The 17,579-nt window shown below is 45.4% G+C and carries 16 protein-coding genes; 4 read left to right on the plus strand and 12 right to left on the minus strand.

Going from position 1 to position 17,579, the window contains the following annotated elements; genetic code table 11:
* Nucleotides 1-21: 21 nt before the first annotated feature.
* The 6 genes from R7P69_RS14430 to zapE form a co-directional block, all read right to left on the minus strand.
* Nucleotides 22-759, minus strand: coding sequence for a cytochrome c1 (locus R7P69_RS14430; protein WP_005372881.1), 738 nt, complete (start codon nt 757-759; stop codon nt 22-24).
* Complete coding sequence (locus R7P69_RS14435; RefSeq protein WP_005372880.1) at nt 756-2,021, minus strand: cytochrome b; 1,266 nt, start codon at nt 2,019-2,021, stop codon at nt 756-758. Before R7P69_RS14435 ends, R7P69_RS14430 begins: the two co-directional genes overlap by 4 nt.
* Nucleotides 2,021-2,611, minus strand: a complete 591-nt coding sequence (gene petA / locus R7P69_RS14440) for a ubiquinol-cytochrome c reductase iron-sulfur subunit (protein ID WP_005372877.1) — start codon at nt 2,609-2,611, stop codon at nt 2,021-2,023. The genes R7P69_RS14435 and petA overlap by 1 nt, the downstream gene beginning before the upstream one ends.
* Nucleotides 2,612-3,304: 693 nt before the next feature.
* On the minus strand, nt 3,305-3,697 hold the full coding sequence (gene rpsI, locus R7P69_RS14445; protein WP_005372876.1) for a 30S ribosomal protein S9: 393 nt from the start codon (nt 3,695-3,697) through the stop codon (nt 3,305-3,307).
* Between the two features lie 15 nt (nt 3,698-3,712).
* Nucleotides 3,713-4,141 (minus strand): 50S ribosomal protein L13, encoded by a 429-nt coding sequence (rplM, locus tag R7P69_RS14450; protein ID WP_005372872.1) that lies wholly within the window; start codon nt 4,139-4,141, stop codon nt 3,713-3,715.
* A 251-nt stretch (nt 4,142-4,392) separates the two neighbouring features.
* Nucleotides 4,393-5,496 carry a cell division protein ZapE gene (zapE, locus tag R7P69_RS14455; RefSeq protein ID WP_005387411.1) on the minus strand — a complete coding sequence of 368 codons (1,104 nt, stop codon included), beginning with the start codon at nt 5,494-5,496 and terminating at the stop codon, nt 4,393-4,395.
* Between the two features lie 195 nt (nt 5,497-5,691).
* Between zapE and zapG the strand changes: the two genes are divergently transcribed.
* From zapG to degS, 3 genes are all read left to right on the plus strand, one after another.
* Nucleotides 5,692-6,135 (plus strand): Z-ring associated protein ZapG, encoded by a 444-nt coding sequence (gene zapG, locus R7P69_RS14460; protein WP_054574273.1) that lies wholly within the window; start codon nt 5,692-5,694, stop codon nt 6,133-6,135.
* A 200-nt stretch (nt 6,136-6,335) separates the two neighbouring features.
* Nucleotides 6,336-7,703 (plus strand): Do family serine endopeptidase, encoded by a 1,368-nt coding sequence (locus R7P69_RS14465; RefSeq protein WP_025768400.1) that lies wholly within the window; start codon nt 6,336-6,338, stop codon nt 7,701-7,703.
* A gap of 190 nt (nt 7,704-7,893) precedes the next feature.
* Nucleotides 7,894-8,958, plus strand: a complete 1,065-nt coding sequence (degS, locus tag R7P69_RS14470) for an outer membrane-stress sensor serine endopeptidase DegS (RefSeq protein ID WP_017633606.1) — start codon at nt 7,894-7,896, stop codon at nt 8,956-8,958.
* A gap of 37 nt (nt 8,959-8,995) precedes the next feature.
* On the opposite strand, the gene parC is transcribed toward degS, so the two are convergent.
* The 6 genes from parC to nudF form a co-directional block, all read right to left on the minus strand.
* Complete coding sequence (gene parC / locus R7P69_RS14475; protein WP_064376557.1) at nt 8,996-11,281, minus strand: DNA topoisomerase IV subunit A; 2,286 nt, start codon at nt 11,279-11,281, stop codon at nt 8,996-8,998.
* 3 nt (nt 11,282-11,284) lie between these two features.
* The gene (gene parE / locus R7P69_RS14480; protein WP_005379872.1) at nt 11,285-13,165 is read right to left on the minus strand and encodes a DNA topoisomerase IV subunit B; all 1,881 of its coding nucleotides are present in this window, start codon (nt 13,163-13,165) and stop codon (nt 11,285-11,287) included.
* A gap of 249 nt (nt 13,166-13,414) precedes the next feature.
* Complete coding sequence (yqiA, locus tag R7P69_RS14485; RefSeq protein ID WP_017820245.1) at nt 13,415-13,999, minus strand: esterase YqiA; 585 nt, start codon at nt 13,997-13,999, stop codon at nt 13,415-13,417.
* A 47-nt stretch (nt 14,000-14,046) separates the two neighbouring features.
* The gene (gene cpdA, locus R7P69_RS14490; RefSeq protein ID WP_005379877.1) at nt 14,047-14,853 is read right to left on the minus strand and encodes a 3',5'-cyclic-AMP phosphodiesterase; all 807 of its coding nucleotides are present in this window, start codon (nt 14,851-14,853) and stop codon (nt 14,047-14,049) included.
* Between the two features lie 61 nt (nt 14,854-14,914).
* Nucleotides 14,915-15,358 carry a DUF1249 family protein gene (locus R7P69_RS14495; protein ID WP_017633603.1) on the minus strand — a complete coding sequence of 148 codons (444 nt, stop codon included), beginning with the start codon at nt 15,356-15,358 and terminating at the stop codon, nt 14,915-14,917.
* Complete coding sequence (gene nudF, locus R7P69_RS14500; RefSeq protein WP_017633602.1) at nt 15,358-16,008, minus strand: ADP-ribose diphosphatase; 651 nt, start codon at nt 16,006-16,008, stop codon at nt 15,358-15,360. Before nudF ends, R7P69_RS14495 begins: the two co-directional genes overlap by 1 nt.
* A 229-nt stretch (nt 16,009-16,237) precedes the next feature.
* Here nudF and tolC point away from each other — a divergent pair, with 229 nt between their 5' ends.
* The gene (gene tolC / locus R7P69_RS14505) at nt 16,238-17,566 is read left to right on the plus strand and encodes an outer membrane channel protein TolC (protein WP_005379884.1); all 1,329 of its coding nucleotides are present in this window, start codon (nt 16,238-16,240) and stop codon (nt 17,564-17,566) included.
* The last annotated feature ends 13 nt before the right edge of the window (nt 17,567-17,579 follow it).

Genomic DNA, 17,579 nt, shown 5'->3' on the forward strand with positions numbered 1-17,579 from the left:
TAGCACGGTATTTTAGCACAATTAATGCACATCGCGCCAATACTCTTTCTTGAGCATCACAACAACGATGGTTAGAAGCACTAAGAAGCCCATTACCCACCAGCCTAGAGCATGACGCTCAAGCTGCACTGGGTCACCTGAATAAACTAAGAAGTTAACGAGATCGCCAACCGCTTTGTCATATTCGCCTTCACTCAGCTCACCCGTGCCATCGGTTTCAGTACCAACAACAACTTGTACTTCTTCGCCATCTACGATTTTCGTATCGTAAATCGGCGTCGGGATGCCCTGTAGCTCTTCAAGCACATGCGGCATACCAACACTCGGGAAGACGATGTTGTTCACGCCGAATGGACGAGATGGATCAACATAGAAAGAGCGTAAGTAAGTGTATAACCAATCAGCACCACGAACTCGTGCAACCAACGTAAGATCTGGTGGTGGAGCACCAAACCAGTTTGCCGCTTGCTTCGGTGGCATAGCATTGACCATTAGATCACCGATTTTCGCTTCAGGATTGAAAATCAGGTTTTCTTTCATTAAGTCTGTTGGAATTTCCAAGTCTGTTGCTACACGCTCGTAACGCTGGTATTGCGTAGAGTGACAAGCAAAACAGTAGTTCATGAACAACTTCGCGCCGTTTTGTAGCGAAGCTTTATCCGTAAGGTCAACATTCGCTTTATCCAGCGGAACATTGGCCCCAGCTGCCATCGCTAGTGATGGCAACATAGCAAATAGAATTACAATCCACTTCTTCATTTGAATGTCACCCTCTCTGGTAATGGTTTGGTTGCTTCATTTTTGCTGTAGAAGAACAGCAACACAAAGAACATGAAGTAACACAAGCTAAAGATCTGAGATAGTAGTGTGTACGTTGGTGTCGCTGGTAACGCACCTAAAATACCTAGAGCGATAAAGGCGATAGTGAACTGTACAATATTCAATAGATGAAGTTTGCTACGGTAACGGTATGAACGAACTTTACAACGATCCAACCAAGGTAGAACGAACAGCACTGCAATTGACGCGCCCATTAGGATAACACCTAATAGTTTGTCTGGAACCGCACGTAGGATTGCGTAGAACGGCGTGAAGTACCATACCGGAGCAATATGCTCTGGTGTCTTCAATGGGTTTGCAGCTTCAAAGTTAGGCGGCTCAAGGAAGTACCCACCCATTTCTGGGTTAAAGAACAGCACGTAACAGAAGAAGAACAAGAAACCAGCAACACCGACCAAGTCCTTAACCGTGCCGTACGGATGGAAAGGAATCGAATCAATGATGTCATATTTCTTCGTGTAGTAATCGTGGAACTTGAATTGCGTTTTGTAATCGTCGCCCATTGAGCCTTTTGGCAACTTTGTTTCGATACCATCCGGGTTGTTTGAGCCTACTTCGTGCAGCGCCAATACGTGCAGAACAACAAGAAGAAGCAAAACGATAGGCAGTGCAATAACGTGTAGTGCGAAGAAACGGTTTAGCGTTGCACCAGAGATGATGTAGTCACCACGAATCCAAAGCGTTAGGTCATCACCGATAACAGGAATAGCACCAAACAGGGAAATGATTACCTGCGCACCCCAGTATGACATCTGACCCCATGGAAGTAGGTAACCCATGAACGCTTCAGCCATGAGAACAAGGAAGATCAACATACCGAAGATCCACAATAGTTCACGAGGTTTTTGGTATGAACCGTAGATCAAACCACGGAACATGTGAAGATACACAACAACGAAAAACGCTGACGCGCCAGTGGAATGCATGTAACGCAGAAGCCAACCGTACTCTACATCACGCATAATGTATTCGATAGACGCAAATGCACCGTCACCTGAAGGAACATAGTTCATCGTTAGCCAAATACCCGTTAGGATTTGGTTAACAAGAACCAGCATCGCCAGAGAACCGAAAAGGTACCAAAAGTTGAAGTTCTTAGGCATTGGGTATTCAGACAAATGCTTTTTATAAGCATTCATTGCAGGAATACGCTTTTCAACCCAATCTAACATTGCTTGCATTATGCATCTCCCTCATCAACACCCACAATGAGCTTGGTATCGCTCAAATACATGTGCTTAGGAACGACAAGGTTCAACGGAGCAGGTACTCCTTGGAACACTCGACCAGCCATGTCGAACTTAGAACCATGACAAGGACAGAAGAAGCCAGATCTTACGCCCTGCACCTGCTCTGAGAAAGAGTCAGGTAGATAGGTTGGTGAACAACCTAAGTGGGTACAGAAACCAACTGCGACGAAAAACTCTTCCTTAATCGAACGAAACTCATTCTGAGCGTACTCAGGCTGCTGCTCCATTTCAGATTGTGGATCGCGAAGCTTATCACCGATCGATTTTAAGTTATCCAGAACGCTTTGAGTGCGGCGAACAATCCATACAGGTTTTCCCTGCCACTCAACACGAACCAGCTGACCTGGTTCAATTTTACTTATATCCACTTCCACCGGTGCGCCCGCCGCTTTGGCTTTAGCACTCGGATTCCATGATTTGATAAAAGGCACGGCGACGGCGACTGCCCCTAACCCACCAACAACTGCCGTTGTAGCGGTTAGAAAACGCCTGCGACCGTTATTTAAAGGCGCGTTGCTCATCCAAACATTCTCCCATTTGCTCCCTTTGGATCGTTATTATTCCGCTTATAAGAGCATGGCTAACAAATAATGAATTTAGTTCTATTTATTGGAGGGAAATGATAAAGAAAACCCTACTTTTTGACAAGATAAAGCTACCTTTTTGTAACATTTGTGAGGCAAATCGCTCGCGTCGTCACAAAAGCGGCAGAATTATAAAAAATTGATGTGATTTGTAACAAGAAAGCACCACATAGAAGCCCCGCTGAAAGCGGATAAAACCTTTTATCTTGGTAGTTTTCAGTTAATTACACAGAGAAATATTTCGTATTACGCGTTCAGCTTACTGTGTTTATATTTTCAATTTTGTAGCACGCAGAATGCTCAAAAAGGAACGTAAGTCATTTTAAAACATGTTACAGGAAGAATAAGATACAAAGACATTCCTGCTGATGAATACATCTATGCTGCATCGCAAGAGAAAGCGTGGTGAGTCGCGATTAAATAAGGCACACATATAAAACGGCACTGACAACCTTTCGACGAAGAGGACGAATAAGAAGGCCTGCTCGGAGTGTGATGATAAGTGAAGGCTGTTCGTTGCTTGAAGACAAGTATGATGTCTTTAAATACAAAAAAGCCCGGCATAGAGCCGAGCTTTTGGTACACAGTTTCCAGAGTAACTCTGAAAGCATAATTCCCGATAAGAGGAAATTAACGCTTAGAGAACTGTGGACGACGACGTGCTTTACGTAGACCAACTTTCTTACGTTCAACGCAACGAGCGTCACGAGTAACGTAGCCAGCTGCGCGTAGAGCAGGACGTAGAGACTCATCGTATTCCATAAGCGCGCGAGTGATACCGTGACGGATAGCACCAGCTTGACCAGAAATACCGCCGCCTTTAACTGTTACGTAAAGGTCTAGCTTTTCAGTTAGTTCAACTAGCTCTAGAGGTTGTTGTACAACCATACGTGCTGTTGGACGACCGAAGTATTCGTCAAGGTTACGCTTGTTTACTACAATGTTACCGCTGCCTGGTTTAATGAAAACACGTGCAGCTGAGCTTTTGCGACGGCCAGTGCCGTAGTATTGATTCTCTGCCATTTTCGAAATCCCCAATTAGATGTCTAGTACTTGTGGTTGTTGAGCAACATGGTTGTGCTCAGCGCCCGCGTAAACTTTTAGCTTACGGTACATAGCACGGCCTAGAGGACCACGTGGAAGCATGCCTTTAACTGCAAGCTCAAGAGCCATCTCAGGTTTACGATCGATCAACTTTTCAAAAGTGATAGATTTTAGACCACCTGGGAATTCAGAGTGACGGTAGTACACTTTGTTCTTAGCTTTGTTACCAGTTACAGCAACTTTCTCAGCGTTGATAACGATGATGTAATCACCAGTGTCAACGTGAGGAGTGTATTCAGCTTTATGTTTGCCACGTAGGCGAGATGCAATTTCACTTGCTAGACGGCCAAGAGTTTTACCTTCAGCGTCTACAACGTACCAGTCGCGTTTTACAGTTTCTGGTTTAGCAACGAAAGTTTTCATGCTAACAATAACCCGTTAATTAAATTTTAAACTTTAAAGGAACACCCAATAGTGCTCCCACACTGTCTAAGAGCCCAGTCATCACCCCTTCGAGTCGTTGGTACTCTCGACCTTCAATTTCGAAATAACTTCGATAATCAGGTCTGCAGTAACGGTGGGTCGCAGGATTATAGAGAAGAGCGAAGAAAAAATCACCTTTTTTTGCGCCAAATCACTAATTTTTTCTTCACTTTTTTAAGAACCCATTGGATCTAGGCCAAATGTTCACGCGCGAGATACTCATGACTTTGCATCTCAGTAAGCCGAGACAAACAGCGCTTAAATTCGAACTCTAACTGCCCGTCAGTATATAAATCGGCCATTGGCACTTCAGCAGAAATAATCAACTTAACATTGCGCTCGTAAAACTCATCGACCAGCGCGATAAAGCGTCTCGCCGCATCATCTATTTTTCGGTTCATTTGTTGAACATCTGCCAGTAATACCGTGTGGTAAATACGAGACAATTCAATGTAGTCATTTTGACTGCGAGCAGTTTGACACAACTGAGCAAACGACGCATGCAGCACCCCGTCGCTTGCTTCAATCACCGCTAGTTGACGGTGGTTAACTTCGATTTGATGAGCAACAAACTGACGCTCTCCAGTCAGCTGCTGATAATATTTGTTAAGGTTTATGCTAGCCTGCTCATCAAGCGGGTAATGGTATATTTCAGCCTGTTCTAACGTTCTTAAGCGATAATCAACGCCACTATCGACATTCAACACTTCACAACGTGCCAAAATCATATCGATCGCGGGCAAAAAGCGCGCTCTTTGCAAACCGTTACGATATAAGTTCTGCGGCTCAATGTTTGAAGTCGCGACTAGGATCATCTGCCGCTTGAACATTTCTTGAAGTAGCGTTGCAAGGATCATCGCATCAGTAATGTCGGAAACAAAAAATTCATCAAAGCAAACCACATCGGCTTCTTCTTTAAATTTATCCGCCACTTTTGATAGCGGATTTTCGACATCACCTAACAGCTTCAACTCATCATGTACTCGATACATAAATCGATGGAAGTGGACGCGCATTTTTCTTTGGGTCGGTAAAGCATCAAAAAATGCATCCATAAGGTAGGTTTTACCGCGACCTACCCCACCCCAAAAGTAAAGACCTTTTGGTGGTTCAGGCTTGTCGATTTTTTTCCCCATTAGCTTTTGCCATTTGGAAAGCTGAGGAACAGGCGCTGACTGAAATTCAACGATAGCATGGTAAAGCTTGTCTAATGCAACGACCGCTTGATACTGAGCTTCATCACGCTGAAACCCGTGTTCTGCTATGTCTTTTTGATATTGTTGTAGTGGTGTCATCGTATTAAGTCGTATAGAGGTATAGAGAAAAGGGTTACCTCGGGGTCAACTTTGAGAATAGAGAGAAGTAGTTATCAGTCCCCGAAGACATACTGCTATTTTTCTTTATCGGCTGTTCAAGCCATAGTAACATGGACGAGCACCGCGTGTAACTAAGTAGTAAAAGACTTGTTAAAACAACTATAAGGAGCAGTTATGCCTTGGATTTATGCCATTGTGGGTTTGCTGGTCGGTACAATCGTAGGCGTAGTCATTAGTAGACTAACCACACCTGAATACAAGAAACAAAAGTCTGTGCAGAAAGAACTTGAAGCGGCCAAGTTTGAATTAGAGCAACAACGTCAAGAGCTCGTCGATCACTTTGCACAAACCGCAGAAATGTTGGACACCCTAGGTAAAGATTACACCAAGCTATACCAACATATGGCCAAGACCTCTTCTGAGCTTTTGCCAAACTTACCAGAACAAGACAACCCGTTTGATAAGAAAACGGCAATGTCATCTGAAACCATTTCAGAAGATCAACCAGAGTTTAACGAACAACCAAAAGACTACGCTAATGGCGCCACCGGTCTTTTGAGGGATCAAGAGAAAGAAATCATTAATGCTCCCGAAGCGGTAACCGCAAAAGCATCATAATCCTCTCTTACTTCTATCTAGGGCCGATACATTTGTATCGGCCCTTTTTTGAACTTTTTCACCTCACCTTCGCTCTAACTTGGATGTGCACTGCCTCCCCTTTTGATTGTCCGAACTCGACCCTATATTAGTTATTAACAAAGTGAACTAACCGTTCGGATATTTCTTTTTGGCAGACATGTTTCAAGAGGAGTTATTGGATGAAAAAACCACTGCTTGCGCTCACCGTTCTATCTCTGAGTTTGGGGTCGATTATTGCCCCAGTTCAAGCCACTGCCGCATTACCTTTGAATGTGGATGGCCAACAGTTACCTAGCTTGGCACCAATGCTTGAGAAGGTGACCCCAGCTGTTGTGAGTATTGCTGTAGAAGGTAAACAAGTACAAACCAGCCGCATTCCCGAGCAATTTCAATTTTTCTTTGGCCCAGACTTTCCTATGGAACAAAGGCGAGAGCGCCCGTTCAGAGGTTTAGGGTCTGGTGTCATTATTGATGCGAAGAAAGGCCATATTGTCACTAACTACCACGTGATCAAGGGGGCAGATGAGATTCGAGTTCGCCTCTTTGACGGGCGCGAGTATGACGCTACGCTCGTTGGCGGTGATGAAATGGCCGATGTTGCGTTACTTAAATTAGAGAAAGCGAAAAACTTAACGCAGATTAAAGTCGCGGATTCCGACAAACTGCGTGTCGGTGACTTTACGGTTGCGATTGGTAACCCATTTGGACTCGGTCAAACTGTGACTTCGGGTATTGTTTCAGCCCTTGGTCGTAGTGGCTTAAACGTTGAAAACTTCGAAAACTTCATCCAAACCGATGCCGCAATTAACAGCGGTAACTCTGGTGGTGCATTGGTCAACCTTAATGGTGAGCTGATCGGTATTAATACTGCGATTTTAGGCCCTAACGGCGGTAATGTGGGTATTGGCTTTGCGATTCCATCAAACATGATGAAAAACCTCACTGATCAAATTCTAGAGTTTGGTGAAGTCAAACGCGGCATGTTGGGTGTGCAAGGTGGCGAAGTAACCTCTGAGCTAGCTGATGCATTGGGTTACGAGTCAAGTAAAGGGGCCTTTATTGGTCAAGTCGTACCGGACAGCGCAGCCGATAAAGCAGGGTTAAAAGCCGGTGACGTAATTGTATCGGTGAACGGCAAAGCGATTAATACTTTCTCAGAGCTCCGCGCAAAAGTGGCAACACTGGGAGCAGGTAAAGAAATCACATTAGGTGTGGTTCGAGATGGTAAGAATAAAACCTTTGATGTAACGCTTGGCGAATCTACGAATATGAAAGCTAAAGCGGAGACATTACATGAGGGACTCAAAGGTGCGGAGTTAAGCAATACAACACCAAGTGATGTAATCCAAGGTGTTAAAGTATCGAGCGTTGCAGATAACTCTCCAGCGGCTCAATATCAATTACAACAAGGTGACATTATTATCGGTGTGAACCGTCAACGAGTGAAAAACCTTGCCGAGCTTCGTACAATCGTAGAGAAACACAAAGGTGTACTGGCTCTTAATATTCAACGTGGTGAACGTACTATTTATCTTGTCATTCGTTAACCACTTTCAAAGTGATAGGAAATAAGGTTTTCGATGCATAGTACTGAGTGATAAGGCTCGATCACTTTTCCTTATCGCTCAATAACTAATGAAAAGGGCAGCGCGATGACGTGCTGCCCTTTTGTTATTTTTCAATGTAATGCTATTCTTCATCTTCGATGCCATTTTGGCGCTCACGCATGGAGAGGATATGCTCAGCTTTTTATTACGTTCTGTCTTTTTAGGCTTGGCTACTGCCGCAGTGGTATTACTGGCGGTTCCATCTTTGCGCAACAACGTAATTCCTGCCGCGCTTGATCCTCAACCTGTTAATATCGCATCAGTCGAGTTGACGTTTAATCAAGCGGTCCGAAGAGCAGCGCCTGCCGTGGTAAACATCTACAGCCGTAAGTATGTTGAGAACGATCGCAGTAAACTCTCGACTCAAGGCCTGGGGTCAGGTGTCATTGTTAGTGAGAAGGGCTACATCATTACTAACTATCATGTGGTTGCTCAAGCTGATCAAATTGTTGTGGCATTACAAGACGGCAGAGCCGCAGCGGCTCAGCTCGTAGGGACAGATAAACGTACTGATATAGCCGTACTGCGTGTCGAAGGTTCGAATTTGCCCGTAATCCCTCTGAACTCTAATTACAAACCACAAGTGGGCGATGTAGTACTAGCCATCGGTAACCCATACAACCTTGGACAAACCACAACGTTCGGCATTATTTCTGCCACAGGTCGTTCATCTATTAGCGATGGTCGTCAAGCATTCATTCAAACCGATGCCGCCATCAATGAAGGTAACTCTGGTGGAGCCCTAGTGAACACACAAGGCGAGCTCGTCGGCATTAATACCGCCTCTTTTCAGCAAGCGACAGACTTAGAAACTTACGGTATTTCTTTTGCTATCCCTGCGCCGCTAGCCAGTAAGATCATGCAGAAAATCATCGCTGATGGCCGCGTGATTCGTGGTTACATTGGAATCGACGGCCAAGACATTAATGCGGTCACTGCTCGCTTACTTGGAAATGAACACATAGGTGGTATTGTCGTACTTGGTATTGATCCAAATGGTCCAGCCAATGCGGCAGGCTTCCAAAAGCAGGACATCATTATCAGTATTGATGGCAATAAAGTGCAAGGGCGTCAGAGCGTTATGGATATCGTCACCGATTTACGTCCTGGCACCACCGTGGACGTCGGTATCATTCGCAAAGGAAAAGAGATGACCTTGAAAGTCACCATTGCCGAAGACAAGCAAGAAGCATAAAAAATCCCAGCCATTGGCTGGGATTTTTATTTGTGCGTTACTCGCTATCGCTCGGTGTTTCCGTCGTATCGGAATCATCTAGCTCAACTTCAATGCGAGTGACTCGCTGCAAACCTCTCGGTAATAACCCACCTCGGCGACCACGTTCGCCACGGAAGTTATCAAGGTCAGACGGTTTAAGACCCAACTTTCGCTTACCCGCGTACAGCGTTAACGATGCACCTTTTGGTAAAGACATTAAGTGAGATAGTACTTCTTCTCGCTCTTTTGCTTTAGCAGCAGGAATGTTGATGATCTTATTCCCCTTACCTTTCGCCAGTTGTGGCAAGTCTTTGATTGGGAACAGCAGCATGCGACCTTGGTTAGTGATTGCTAAGATTTCATCAGAGTCTAAATCTTCAATCTCTTTTGGCGTCATGATCTCAGAGTTGGCAGGTAAAGTGACGAGCGCTTTACCACTGCGGTTTTTAGACAGCAAGTCCGCGCCTTTACATACAAAGCCGTAACCTGCATCTGAACCCACCAGCCACAGCTGATCTTCTTCACTCATGATGACTTGGCGAATACTGCTACCAGCCGTAATATTCAAGCGACCGGTAATCGGCTCACCTTGACTACGAGCAGAAGGCAGTGAGTGCGATTCCAGAGAGTAACTTCGACCGTCACTACCTAGGAATACCGCAGGCTGATTACTCTTACCTCGAGCATGCGCTAAATACTTATCACCCGACTTATAGTTTAAGCCTTCGGCATCCACGTCATGGCCTTTCGCGTGACGAATCCAACCTTTCTCAGAAAGCACAACCGTGATTGGCTCACTTGGTACGAGGTCACGTTCAGTCAGCGCTTTTGCTTCTGCACGCTCAACCATTGGAGAGCGACGGTCATCACCGTATTTCTCTGCGTCTGCTTTGATTTCTTTTTTCAGTAGTGTATTCAGACGACGCTCAGAACCGAGTAGCTGTTCTAGCTTCTCACGCTCTTTCTCTAGCTCGTCTTGCTCACCACGGATCTTCATCTCTTCTAGTTTCGCTAGATGACGAAGTTTGGTATCTAAAATTGCATCCGCTTGGATATCGGTAATACCAAAGCGTTCCATCAGCACCGCTTTTGGCTCGTCTTCAGTACGGATGATCTCAATCACTTCATCTAGGTTGAGGTAAGCAACTAACAAACCTTCCAAGATGTGTAGACGAGCCATTACTTTGTCTAGACGGTGTTGTAAACGACGACGCACAGTCGTACGACGAAACTCGATCCACTCAGACAGAATTTGCACCAGACCTTTAACTTGAGGACGGTTATCCAAACCAATCATGTTCAAGTTAACGCGGTAACTGCGCTCAAGATCCGTTGATGCGAACAAGTGGTTCATCAACAAATCACAATCGACGCGGTTTGACTTAGGCACCACAACGATACGCGTTGGGTTCTCGTGATCCGATTCGTCACGAAGATCGTCAACCATTGGCAGCTTCTTCGCACGCATCTGGTTAGCGATTTGCTCAAGCAGTTTGGCACCCGATACTTGGTGAGGCAAAGAAGTGATAACAATATCAGAACCTTCTTTATGCCAAACCGCGCGCATTTTGATGCTGCCACGACCGTTGCGGTAAATCTTCTCGATATCCGCTTGCGGCGAGATAATTTCTGCTTCTGTTGGGTAATCCGGACCTTTGACATACTGCATCACGTCCGGCAGTTCTGCTTTCGGGTTGTCGATCAAATGAATAGTCGCATCTGCGATTTCACGAACGTTGTGCGGTGGGATGTCTGTTGCCATACCAACGGCAATGCCGGTTACACCGTTAAGCAGGATATGAGGCAGACGTGCTGGCAACATTTGTGGCTCTTTCATTGTGCCATCAAAGTTAGGTTGCCATTCAACCGTGCCCTGGCCAAGTTCGCCAAGCAATACTTCAGCAAACTTAGACAGTTTTGCTTCGGTATAACGCATTGCCGCAAATGATTTCGGATCATCTGGCGCACCCCAGTTACCTTGACCATCCACTAATGGATAGCGGTAAGAGAATGGCTGAGCCATCAATACCATCGCTTCGTAACACGCTGAATCACCGTGCGGATGGTATTTACCTAGCACGTCACCAACGGTACGTGCAGATTTTTTGTATTTTGCTGATGCAGAGAGACCAAGCTCTGACATCGCATAAATGATGCGTCGTTGAACCGGCTTTAAGCCATCACCAATGTATGGCAAGGCGCGGTCCATGATTACGTACATCGAGTAGTTCAGATAAGCGTCTTCAGTGAACTTGCGCATTGGCAATTGTTCGACGCCATCGTAGGTAATTTCTGTAGACATCCGTTACACCTCTGCCAAGTCGCCGTTGTTTTGTAGCCAAGAACGACGGTCATCTGCACGCTTTTTACCTAGCAGCATGTCCATCATTTCCATGGTCGCCGTAGAGTCGTCAATGGTTAACTGCACTAAGCGACGCGTGTTCGGATCCATGGTGGTTTCACGCAACTGAAGTGGGTTCATCTCACCCAGACCTTTGAATCGTTGCACGTTGATTTTGGCTTTCTTCTTCGACAAGCGCTCTAAAATGCCATCTTTTTCATCATCATCGAGGGCGTAGAACACTTCTTTCCCGCAGTCGATTCGATACAGAGGCGGCATCGCCACATAGATATGACCCGCTTCCACTAGTGCGCGGAAGTGACGAGTAAATAGAGCACAAAGCAGCGTTGCGATGTGAAGACCATCCGAGTCCGCATCGGCAAGGATACAGATCTTACCGTAACGAAGACTCTCGAGGTTGTCGCTATCTGGGTCAATACCCAAAGCAACGGAGATATCGTGTACTTCTTGAGACGCAAGAACTTGATCGGCAGAGACTTCCCAAGTGTTCAAGATCTTACCACGCAGTGGCATCACGGCTTGGAATTCACGGTCACGTGCCTGTTTTGCCGAGCCACCCGCAGAGTCACCCTCCACAAAGAAGATTTCCGTGCGACTTAAGTCCTGTGCAGAACAGTCGGTCAACTTACCTGGCAGTGCCGGGCCAGAAGCCACTTTCTTACGTACGACTTTTTTCGCCGCTCGCATACGACGATGCGCGTTAGCGATACAGACTTCTGCCAATTGCTCTGCGAGCTGAGGCTTTTCGTTCAACCAAAGACTGAACGCATCTTTTACAACGCCAGAGACAAATGCCGCGGTTTGACGAGAAGAGAGACGTTCCTTGGTCTGGCCTGCAAATTGTGGATCTTGAATTTTAACCGACAGCACGTAAGAACAGCGGTCGAAAACGTCATCACCCGTTAGCTTCACACCACGAGGTAATAGATTACGGAACTCACAGAATTCGCGCATCGCTTCCAACAAGCCTTGGCGTAAACCATTAACGTGTGTACCACCTTGAGCGGTTGGGATCAGGTTAACGTAGCTTTCGGTGATCATCTCACCGCCTTCTGGCTGCCAAATTACCGCCCAGTTTGCCGCTTCAGTATCCGCCAAGAACTCACCAGTAAATGGTTCTTCAGGAATAACTGGATAGCCTTTTACACCTTCCGCAAGATAGTCTTTCAAACCATCTTCGTAGTACCACTTATAGTCTTTGTCATTAACTTTGTCGGTTAATGTGATTTCTAAGCCCGGACACAAAACCGCTTTTGCGCGCAGGTTGTTGACTAAGCGCGTCACAGAGAAGTTAGCCGAATCGAAGTACTTCGCATCAGGCCAGAAATGTACGCTGGTACCGCGATTGCGACGACCACATGTGCCAGTTACGGTCAGATCAGACACTTTCTCGCCGTGTTCAAATGCAATTTCATACACTTGACCATCACGACGAACTGTTACTTCAACGCGTTTTGACAACGCGTTTACTACAGATATACCTACCCCGTGCAAACCACCAGAGAATTGGTAGTTTTTGTTAGAGAACTTACCACCCGCATGTAGCTTACATAGAATTAGCTCTACGCCTGATACTTTCTCTTCTGGGTGGATATCAACAGGCATGCCTCGACCATCATCGATCACTTCGAGTGATTGGTCAGCATGTAGGATGACTTGTACTTTTGAGGCATGTCCGGCTAGCGCTTCATCGACACTGTTGTCGATAACTTCTTGGCCCAAATGGTTTGGGCGCGCTGTATCCGTATACATCCCTGGTCGGCGACGTACTGGCTCTAAGCCATTCAGTACTTCAATGGCACCAGCATTATATTGTTCAGTCATAATACGGAATTATTCTCAAAGTTTACTTGTTGCCTGAGTATCACCAATGGGCGTACCCATACTCAGGAAACGAAAAAGCCACCCTGTTCACATCACTAAGAGTTTGTAAACATGATGCATAACAAAGTAGCCAGGGTCCTCGACCCTTAAGATCTTTTGGCAAAACATAGTCGGAAAGCATACCGCCCATGTCAAGAAACGGTTGGATATATCAATAAAAACTATGAGCCTTTTCCAATCGCTTTCGAATTACAGTTCTAGAAATTCGATAATCTGTGCAGGATAACGCTCAAAGCCTACAAAACTGTGATCACCGCCTTGTTCTACTGTTTGCTTAGCGTCTGCAAACTTATCTACCGCTTGTCGATAGTCTAAAACCTCATCTTCTGTTTGTTGCAATAACCAAAAAGAATGTGGCGACGCGATGCTTTGTACATCAAGAGCTTTTAACTCGTCAATATGACAAGCTTCAAGTGTATAGGTTTCATGCGTATATGGGTTAGTTTGCTTACCTAAATAATCTACTAGCAACTCATAAGGCTTGACTGCGGGGTTGACCACTACCGCTTTAAACCCAAACTTGTCATTTAGCCACGTTGACATAAAACCGCCTAATGAGCTGCCCACTAGACCAATTTTATAGTCGTCTTTATATTGCTCGATAATATCCAACAACATTTTCGCCGCTTGCTGAGGATAACAAGGTAACTGGGGAACAATCACCTTAATATCAGGCCTATGTTGCTCGCAGTAGGCTCTCATCACATTCGCTTTCATGGAGAGTGGAGAGCTATTAAAGCCATGGATATAGAGAAGAAGTGAAGGTTTACTCATAGATATCTCGCACAAAAAAGCGAGCCCGAACAGAGAGCTCGGGCGCGTTAGTAGCCGTTAGAAGAGAAGTCTGGTTGGAACTGGCCATCAGGAAGCCGACCTACTTGGGTCGTAATATCGCCACAAGCGTGTAGTTGCAGCTCCCGCCAACCAGGCGAAGTGGTATCAAGGGCAAAATCATCCGAGTTAGGCTTAAACTGAACACAAGTTGAGGGTGTTGCCATCACTCGAATGCCCTTGTAAAGCACATTCATATCTTGATGAACATGACCACAGAGAATGCCTTTCACGTTATCAAAACGCTCGACAACCTGCCAAAACGCTTCGGCATCTTTTAAAGTATGTTGATCAAGCCACGCGCTTCCGACCAGTAACGGGTGATGATGCAACAAAACAAGTGTGTGTCTTTCTGGGTGTTCGGCTAGCTTTTCTTCGAGTAGCGTTAATTGCTGATCACTCAAGCGCCCATGAGGAACGCCAACAACTTGCGAGTCTAAAAGAATTAACTGCCAATGCTCGCCAAGCAACACATGCTCTGCGGCTTTGATTTGTGGCGAAGGCAAAACACTGCCCATATTAGGCTTGTAATCATGATTACCAGGTAGCCAAAAGCAGTCTTTCTCTAGCGGTTCAATGCCGTTGGCAAAGCGCTGATAAGATTCTGCACTATGGTCTTGGGAAATATCGCCTGTCGCCAAGATGTAATCAAACGCCACGTTGCGGCGTAAAACATCAGCAACAACAGCATTGAAGCTATCGACTGTTTTTACGCTTAGCAAACTTCCCTCATCGGCAGCAAACAGATGAGTATCCGTAATTTGTAAAAGTTTGATGCTGTCACTAGATGATTGCAAAATGAAAACCTGATTCGTCCACTATATCGTTATTTGTTATTTTCCTTTAGTGACGTGACGATCAATTGAAGGCAAGTGGTGTTCTACTGATACCACTTCGTAAACAAAACGTCAGCCATTCACCGAGGAATGTGTTTAATTGATGCTTTTCATCTTTCTGCATCAGTTGGTCATTGGGATAATCATACTTAGCTTTTATGCGAGAGAACTCTCCGCTTGAGCATACTTCGGCTACTCTCGCATCATGATAAAGCCTGACAGACATCGTCGGTAAAGGAAACACTGGCGTTTCATCACTCTGACATATCTCAACAACTGTGGTGTATTTTGTGATTTCATTCACGGTCAATTGGTAAACCATGTTCGCCGCTTGGTAGCAACGTACATCCCCAACTTCAGCAGAAGCAGGCAATAAGGCATTCAATTTAGCGTAGTTGGTCTCATACGTTCTCATAAGACCAGCTAAATCAACATGATATTGTTGTTTTTCAGCCAATTGTGCCATTACTCACTCTCCACCGTTTGGGATAGTCCCCATTCTGACTTTAACTCTTGATGGTGTAATTGCAGCCATTGCAACGCAATAATCGACGCACCATTTTCAAATTTTCCGTCCTTCACCCATTGATACGCCGTTTCACGACTCATGACATGAACGCGGATATCTTCATTCTCATAGTCTAAACCATGAATGCCGTGCGCTTTAGACGCATCCACTTCACCAACAAAGACGTCTAGCTTTTCCGAGCAACCACCAGCCGAAGGATAATAGGAAGTAACAGGTACAACGCGCCCCACCTGAATCCCCGCTTCTTCGACAGCCTCTCGACGAATTACGGCTTCAGCAGATTCATCGCGGTCAATCATACCGGCGACAATTTCTAGCTGCCAAGGGTGTTCATGTTCCAACGCGCCAATACGAATCTGTTCAATGATTACGACCTGGTCCGTCTTTGGATCATAAGGAAGCATCGCTGCTGCGTGACCACGCTCGAACATTTCTCGTTCGACAACTCCACTCCAACCACCAGCAAATAGCCTATGCTGAAAGCGGTATTTCACCATTTTGAAAAAACCTTCAAATAAGGTTTCTTTCGAGATGACTTTTACATCTCGCGAAGTAAAATCTTGTTGTTGTTTGTCACGCTGTTGCATTCAACACCTCTCTGAGTGAATCCTGTAGTTTACTCATTGTTATTCGCTTGCTCAAAGGACTTGGCTCAACTTTTTGTATAATAGTTACAAATTAATTTAAGTCTTTGCTAAAAATTTATTGCACAAGTGGATAATTACGTGTAAAAAAGTGCAAACTTTAGAGTAAATATCGTGCAAATTGAGTTAAACTACTGAGAATTAACCAATCTATGGACCGCGGGAATAGAAAATGAAAAAATTGCTTCCACTATTTATCAGTGCAGCGCTAGGTAGCATGAGTACGTCTGCGTTCGCAGACTCTTTGGCTGAAATCTACGACTTGGCAAAACAAAATGATCCACAATTGCTCAGTGTAGCAGCACAACGTGACCAAGCTTTCGAAGCAATCACCTCAAGCCGTAGTGCTCTATTACCACAAATTAACCTTACTGCGGGTTACAATTTAACTCGTGGTGATACTGAATACGATTCAAATCTAATTAGCGACGTATCAAACGATGGCAACGCACTAACCGCTGGCGTTAGCTTTTCACAAGCACTTTACAACCGCGCATCTTGGATCTCTCTAGATACTGCTGAGAAAAGTGCTCGCCAAGCAGACGCAACTTACGCAGCGACGCAACAGGCACTGATTCTTCGCGTGTCACAAGCGTATTTTGAAGTTCTACGCGCACAAGATAATCTTGTTTTCGTACGTGCAGAAAAAGCCGCGGTTGGCCGTCAACTTGAGCAAACTAAACAGCGTTTTGAAGTAGGTTTGTCTGCAATCACTGACGTGCATGACGCACAAGCTCAGTACGACCAAGTGCTAGCGGACGAAGTGTTGGCAGAAAACGCGCTCACTAATAGCTACGAGTCACTGCGTGAAATTACAGGCCAAGAGCACAAAGATCTCAACATTTTGGACACTGGCCGCTTCACTGCTAGCCCATCGACCGTACCTGCTGAATCGCTCATTGATGAAGCAAAAACCAAAAACCTGACCTTGCTATCTTCACGTATTCTTCAAGACATTGCGCGTGACAATATTTCACTAGCAAGCTCTGGCCACCTACCAACGCTCTCTCTAGACGGTGGTTACAACTACGGTGATACTTCTCATAGCTCTCGTGACAACACGACAGACAACTTCAATATTGGTGTGAACCTTGCAGTACCGCTATACACAGGTGGTAACGTAACCTCTCAAACCAAACAAGCTGAATACGCATACGTGGCAGCAAGCGAAGATCTTGAAGCACAGTACCGTAGCGTAGTCAAAGATGTTCGCGCACAAAACAACAACATTAACGCCTCTATCGGCGCATTACGTGCGTATGAGCAAGCGGTTATTTCTGCACGCTCTGCACTAGAAGCAACAGAAGCTGGCTTTGATGTAGGTACTCGTACTATCGTTGATGTACTGGACGCGACTCGTCGTCTATACGATGCGAACAAAAACCTATCGAACGCTCGTTACGACTACATTTTAAGTGTTCTTCAGCTACGCCAAGCCGTTGGTACGCTAAGCGAACAAGACATCTTGGATGTTGATGCAGGTTTGAAAGCGGCAAAATAACCGCGAACTGAAT

The organism is Vibrio sp. 661 (genome assembly GCF_033339315.1).
In the GTDB taxonomy this organism is placed as follows: domain Bacteria; phylum Pseudomonadota; class Gammaproteobacteria; order Enterobacterales; family Vibrionaceae; genus Vibrio; species Vibrio alginolyticus.

Bases quoted from the DNA above. Each gene is read 5' to 3' on its own strand.
- R7P69_RS14430 (WP_005372881.1), bottom strand. From the start codon at position 759: ATGAAGAAGTGGATTGTAATTCTATTTGCTATGTTGCCATCACTAGCG.
- R7P69_RS14435 (WP_005372880.1), bottom strand. From the start codon at position 2,021: ATGCAAGCAATGTTAGATTGGGTTGAAAAGCGTATTCCTGCAATGAAT.
- petA (WP_005372877.1), bottom strand. From the start codon at position 2,611: ATGAGCAACGCGCCTTTAAATAACGGTCGCAGGCGTTTTCTAACCGCT.
- rpsI (WP_005372876.1), bottom strand. From the start codon at position 3,697: ATGGCAGAGAATCAATACTACGGCACTGGCCGTCGCAAAAGCTCAGCT.
- rplM (WP_005372872.1), bottom strand. From the start codon at position 4,141: ATGAAAACTTTCGTTGCTAAACCAGAAACTGTAAAACGCGACTGGTAC.
- zapE (WP_005387411.1), bottom strand. From the start codon at position 5,496: ATGACACCACTACAACAATATCAAAAAGACATAGCAGAACACGGGTTT.
- zapG (WP_054574273.1), top strand. From the start codon at position 5,692: ATGCCTTGGATTTATGCCATTGTGGGTTTGCTGGTCGGTACAATCGTA.
- R7P69_RS14465 (WP_025768400.1), top strand. From the start codon at position 6,336: ATGAAAAAACCACTGCTTGCGCTCACCGTTCTATCTCTGAGTTTGGGG.
- degS (WP_017633606.1), top strand. From the start codon at position 7,894: ATGCTCAGCTTTTTATTACGTTCTGTCTTTTTAGGCTTGGCTACTGCC.
- parC (WP_064376557.1), bottom strand. From the start codon at position 11,281: ATGTCTACAGAAATTACCTACGATGGCGTCGAACAATTGCCAATGCGC.
- parE (WP_005379872.1), bottom strand. From the start codon at position 13,165: ATGACTGAACAATATAATGCTGGTGCCATTGAAGTACTGAATGGCTTA.
- yqiA (WP_017820245.1), bottom strand. From the start codon at position 13,999: ATGAGTAAACCTTCACTTCTTCTCTATATCCATGGCTTTAATAGCTCT.
- R7P69_RS14495 (WP_017633603.1), bottom strand. From the start codon at position 15,358: ATGGCACAATTGGCTGAAAAACAACAATATCATGTTGATTTAGCTGGT.
- nudF (WP_017633602.1), bottom strand. From the start codon at position 16,008: ATGCAACAGCGTGACAAACAACAACAAGATTTTACTTCGCGAGATGTA.
- tolC (WP_005379884.1), top strand. From the start codon at position 16,238: ATGAAAAAATTGCTTCCACTATTTATCAGTGCAGCGCTAGGTAGCATG.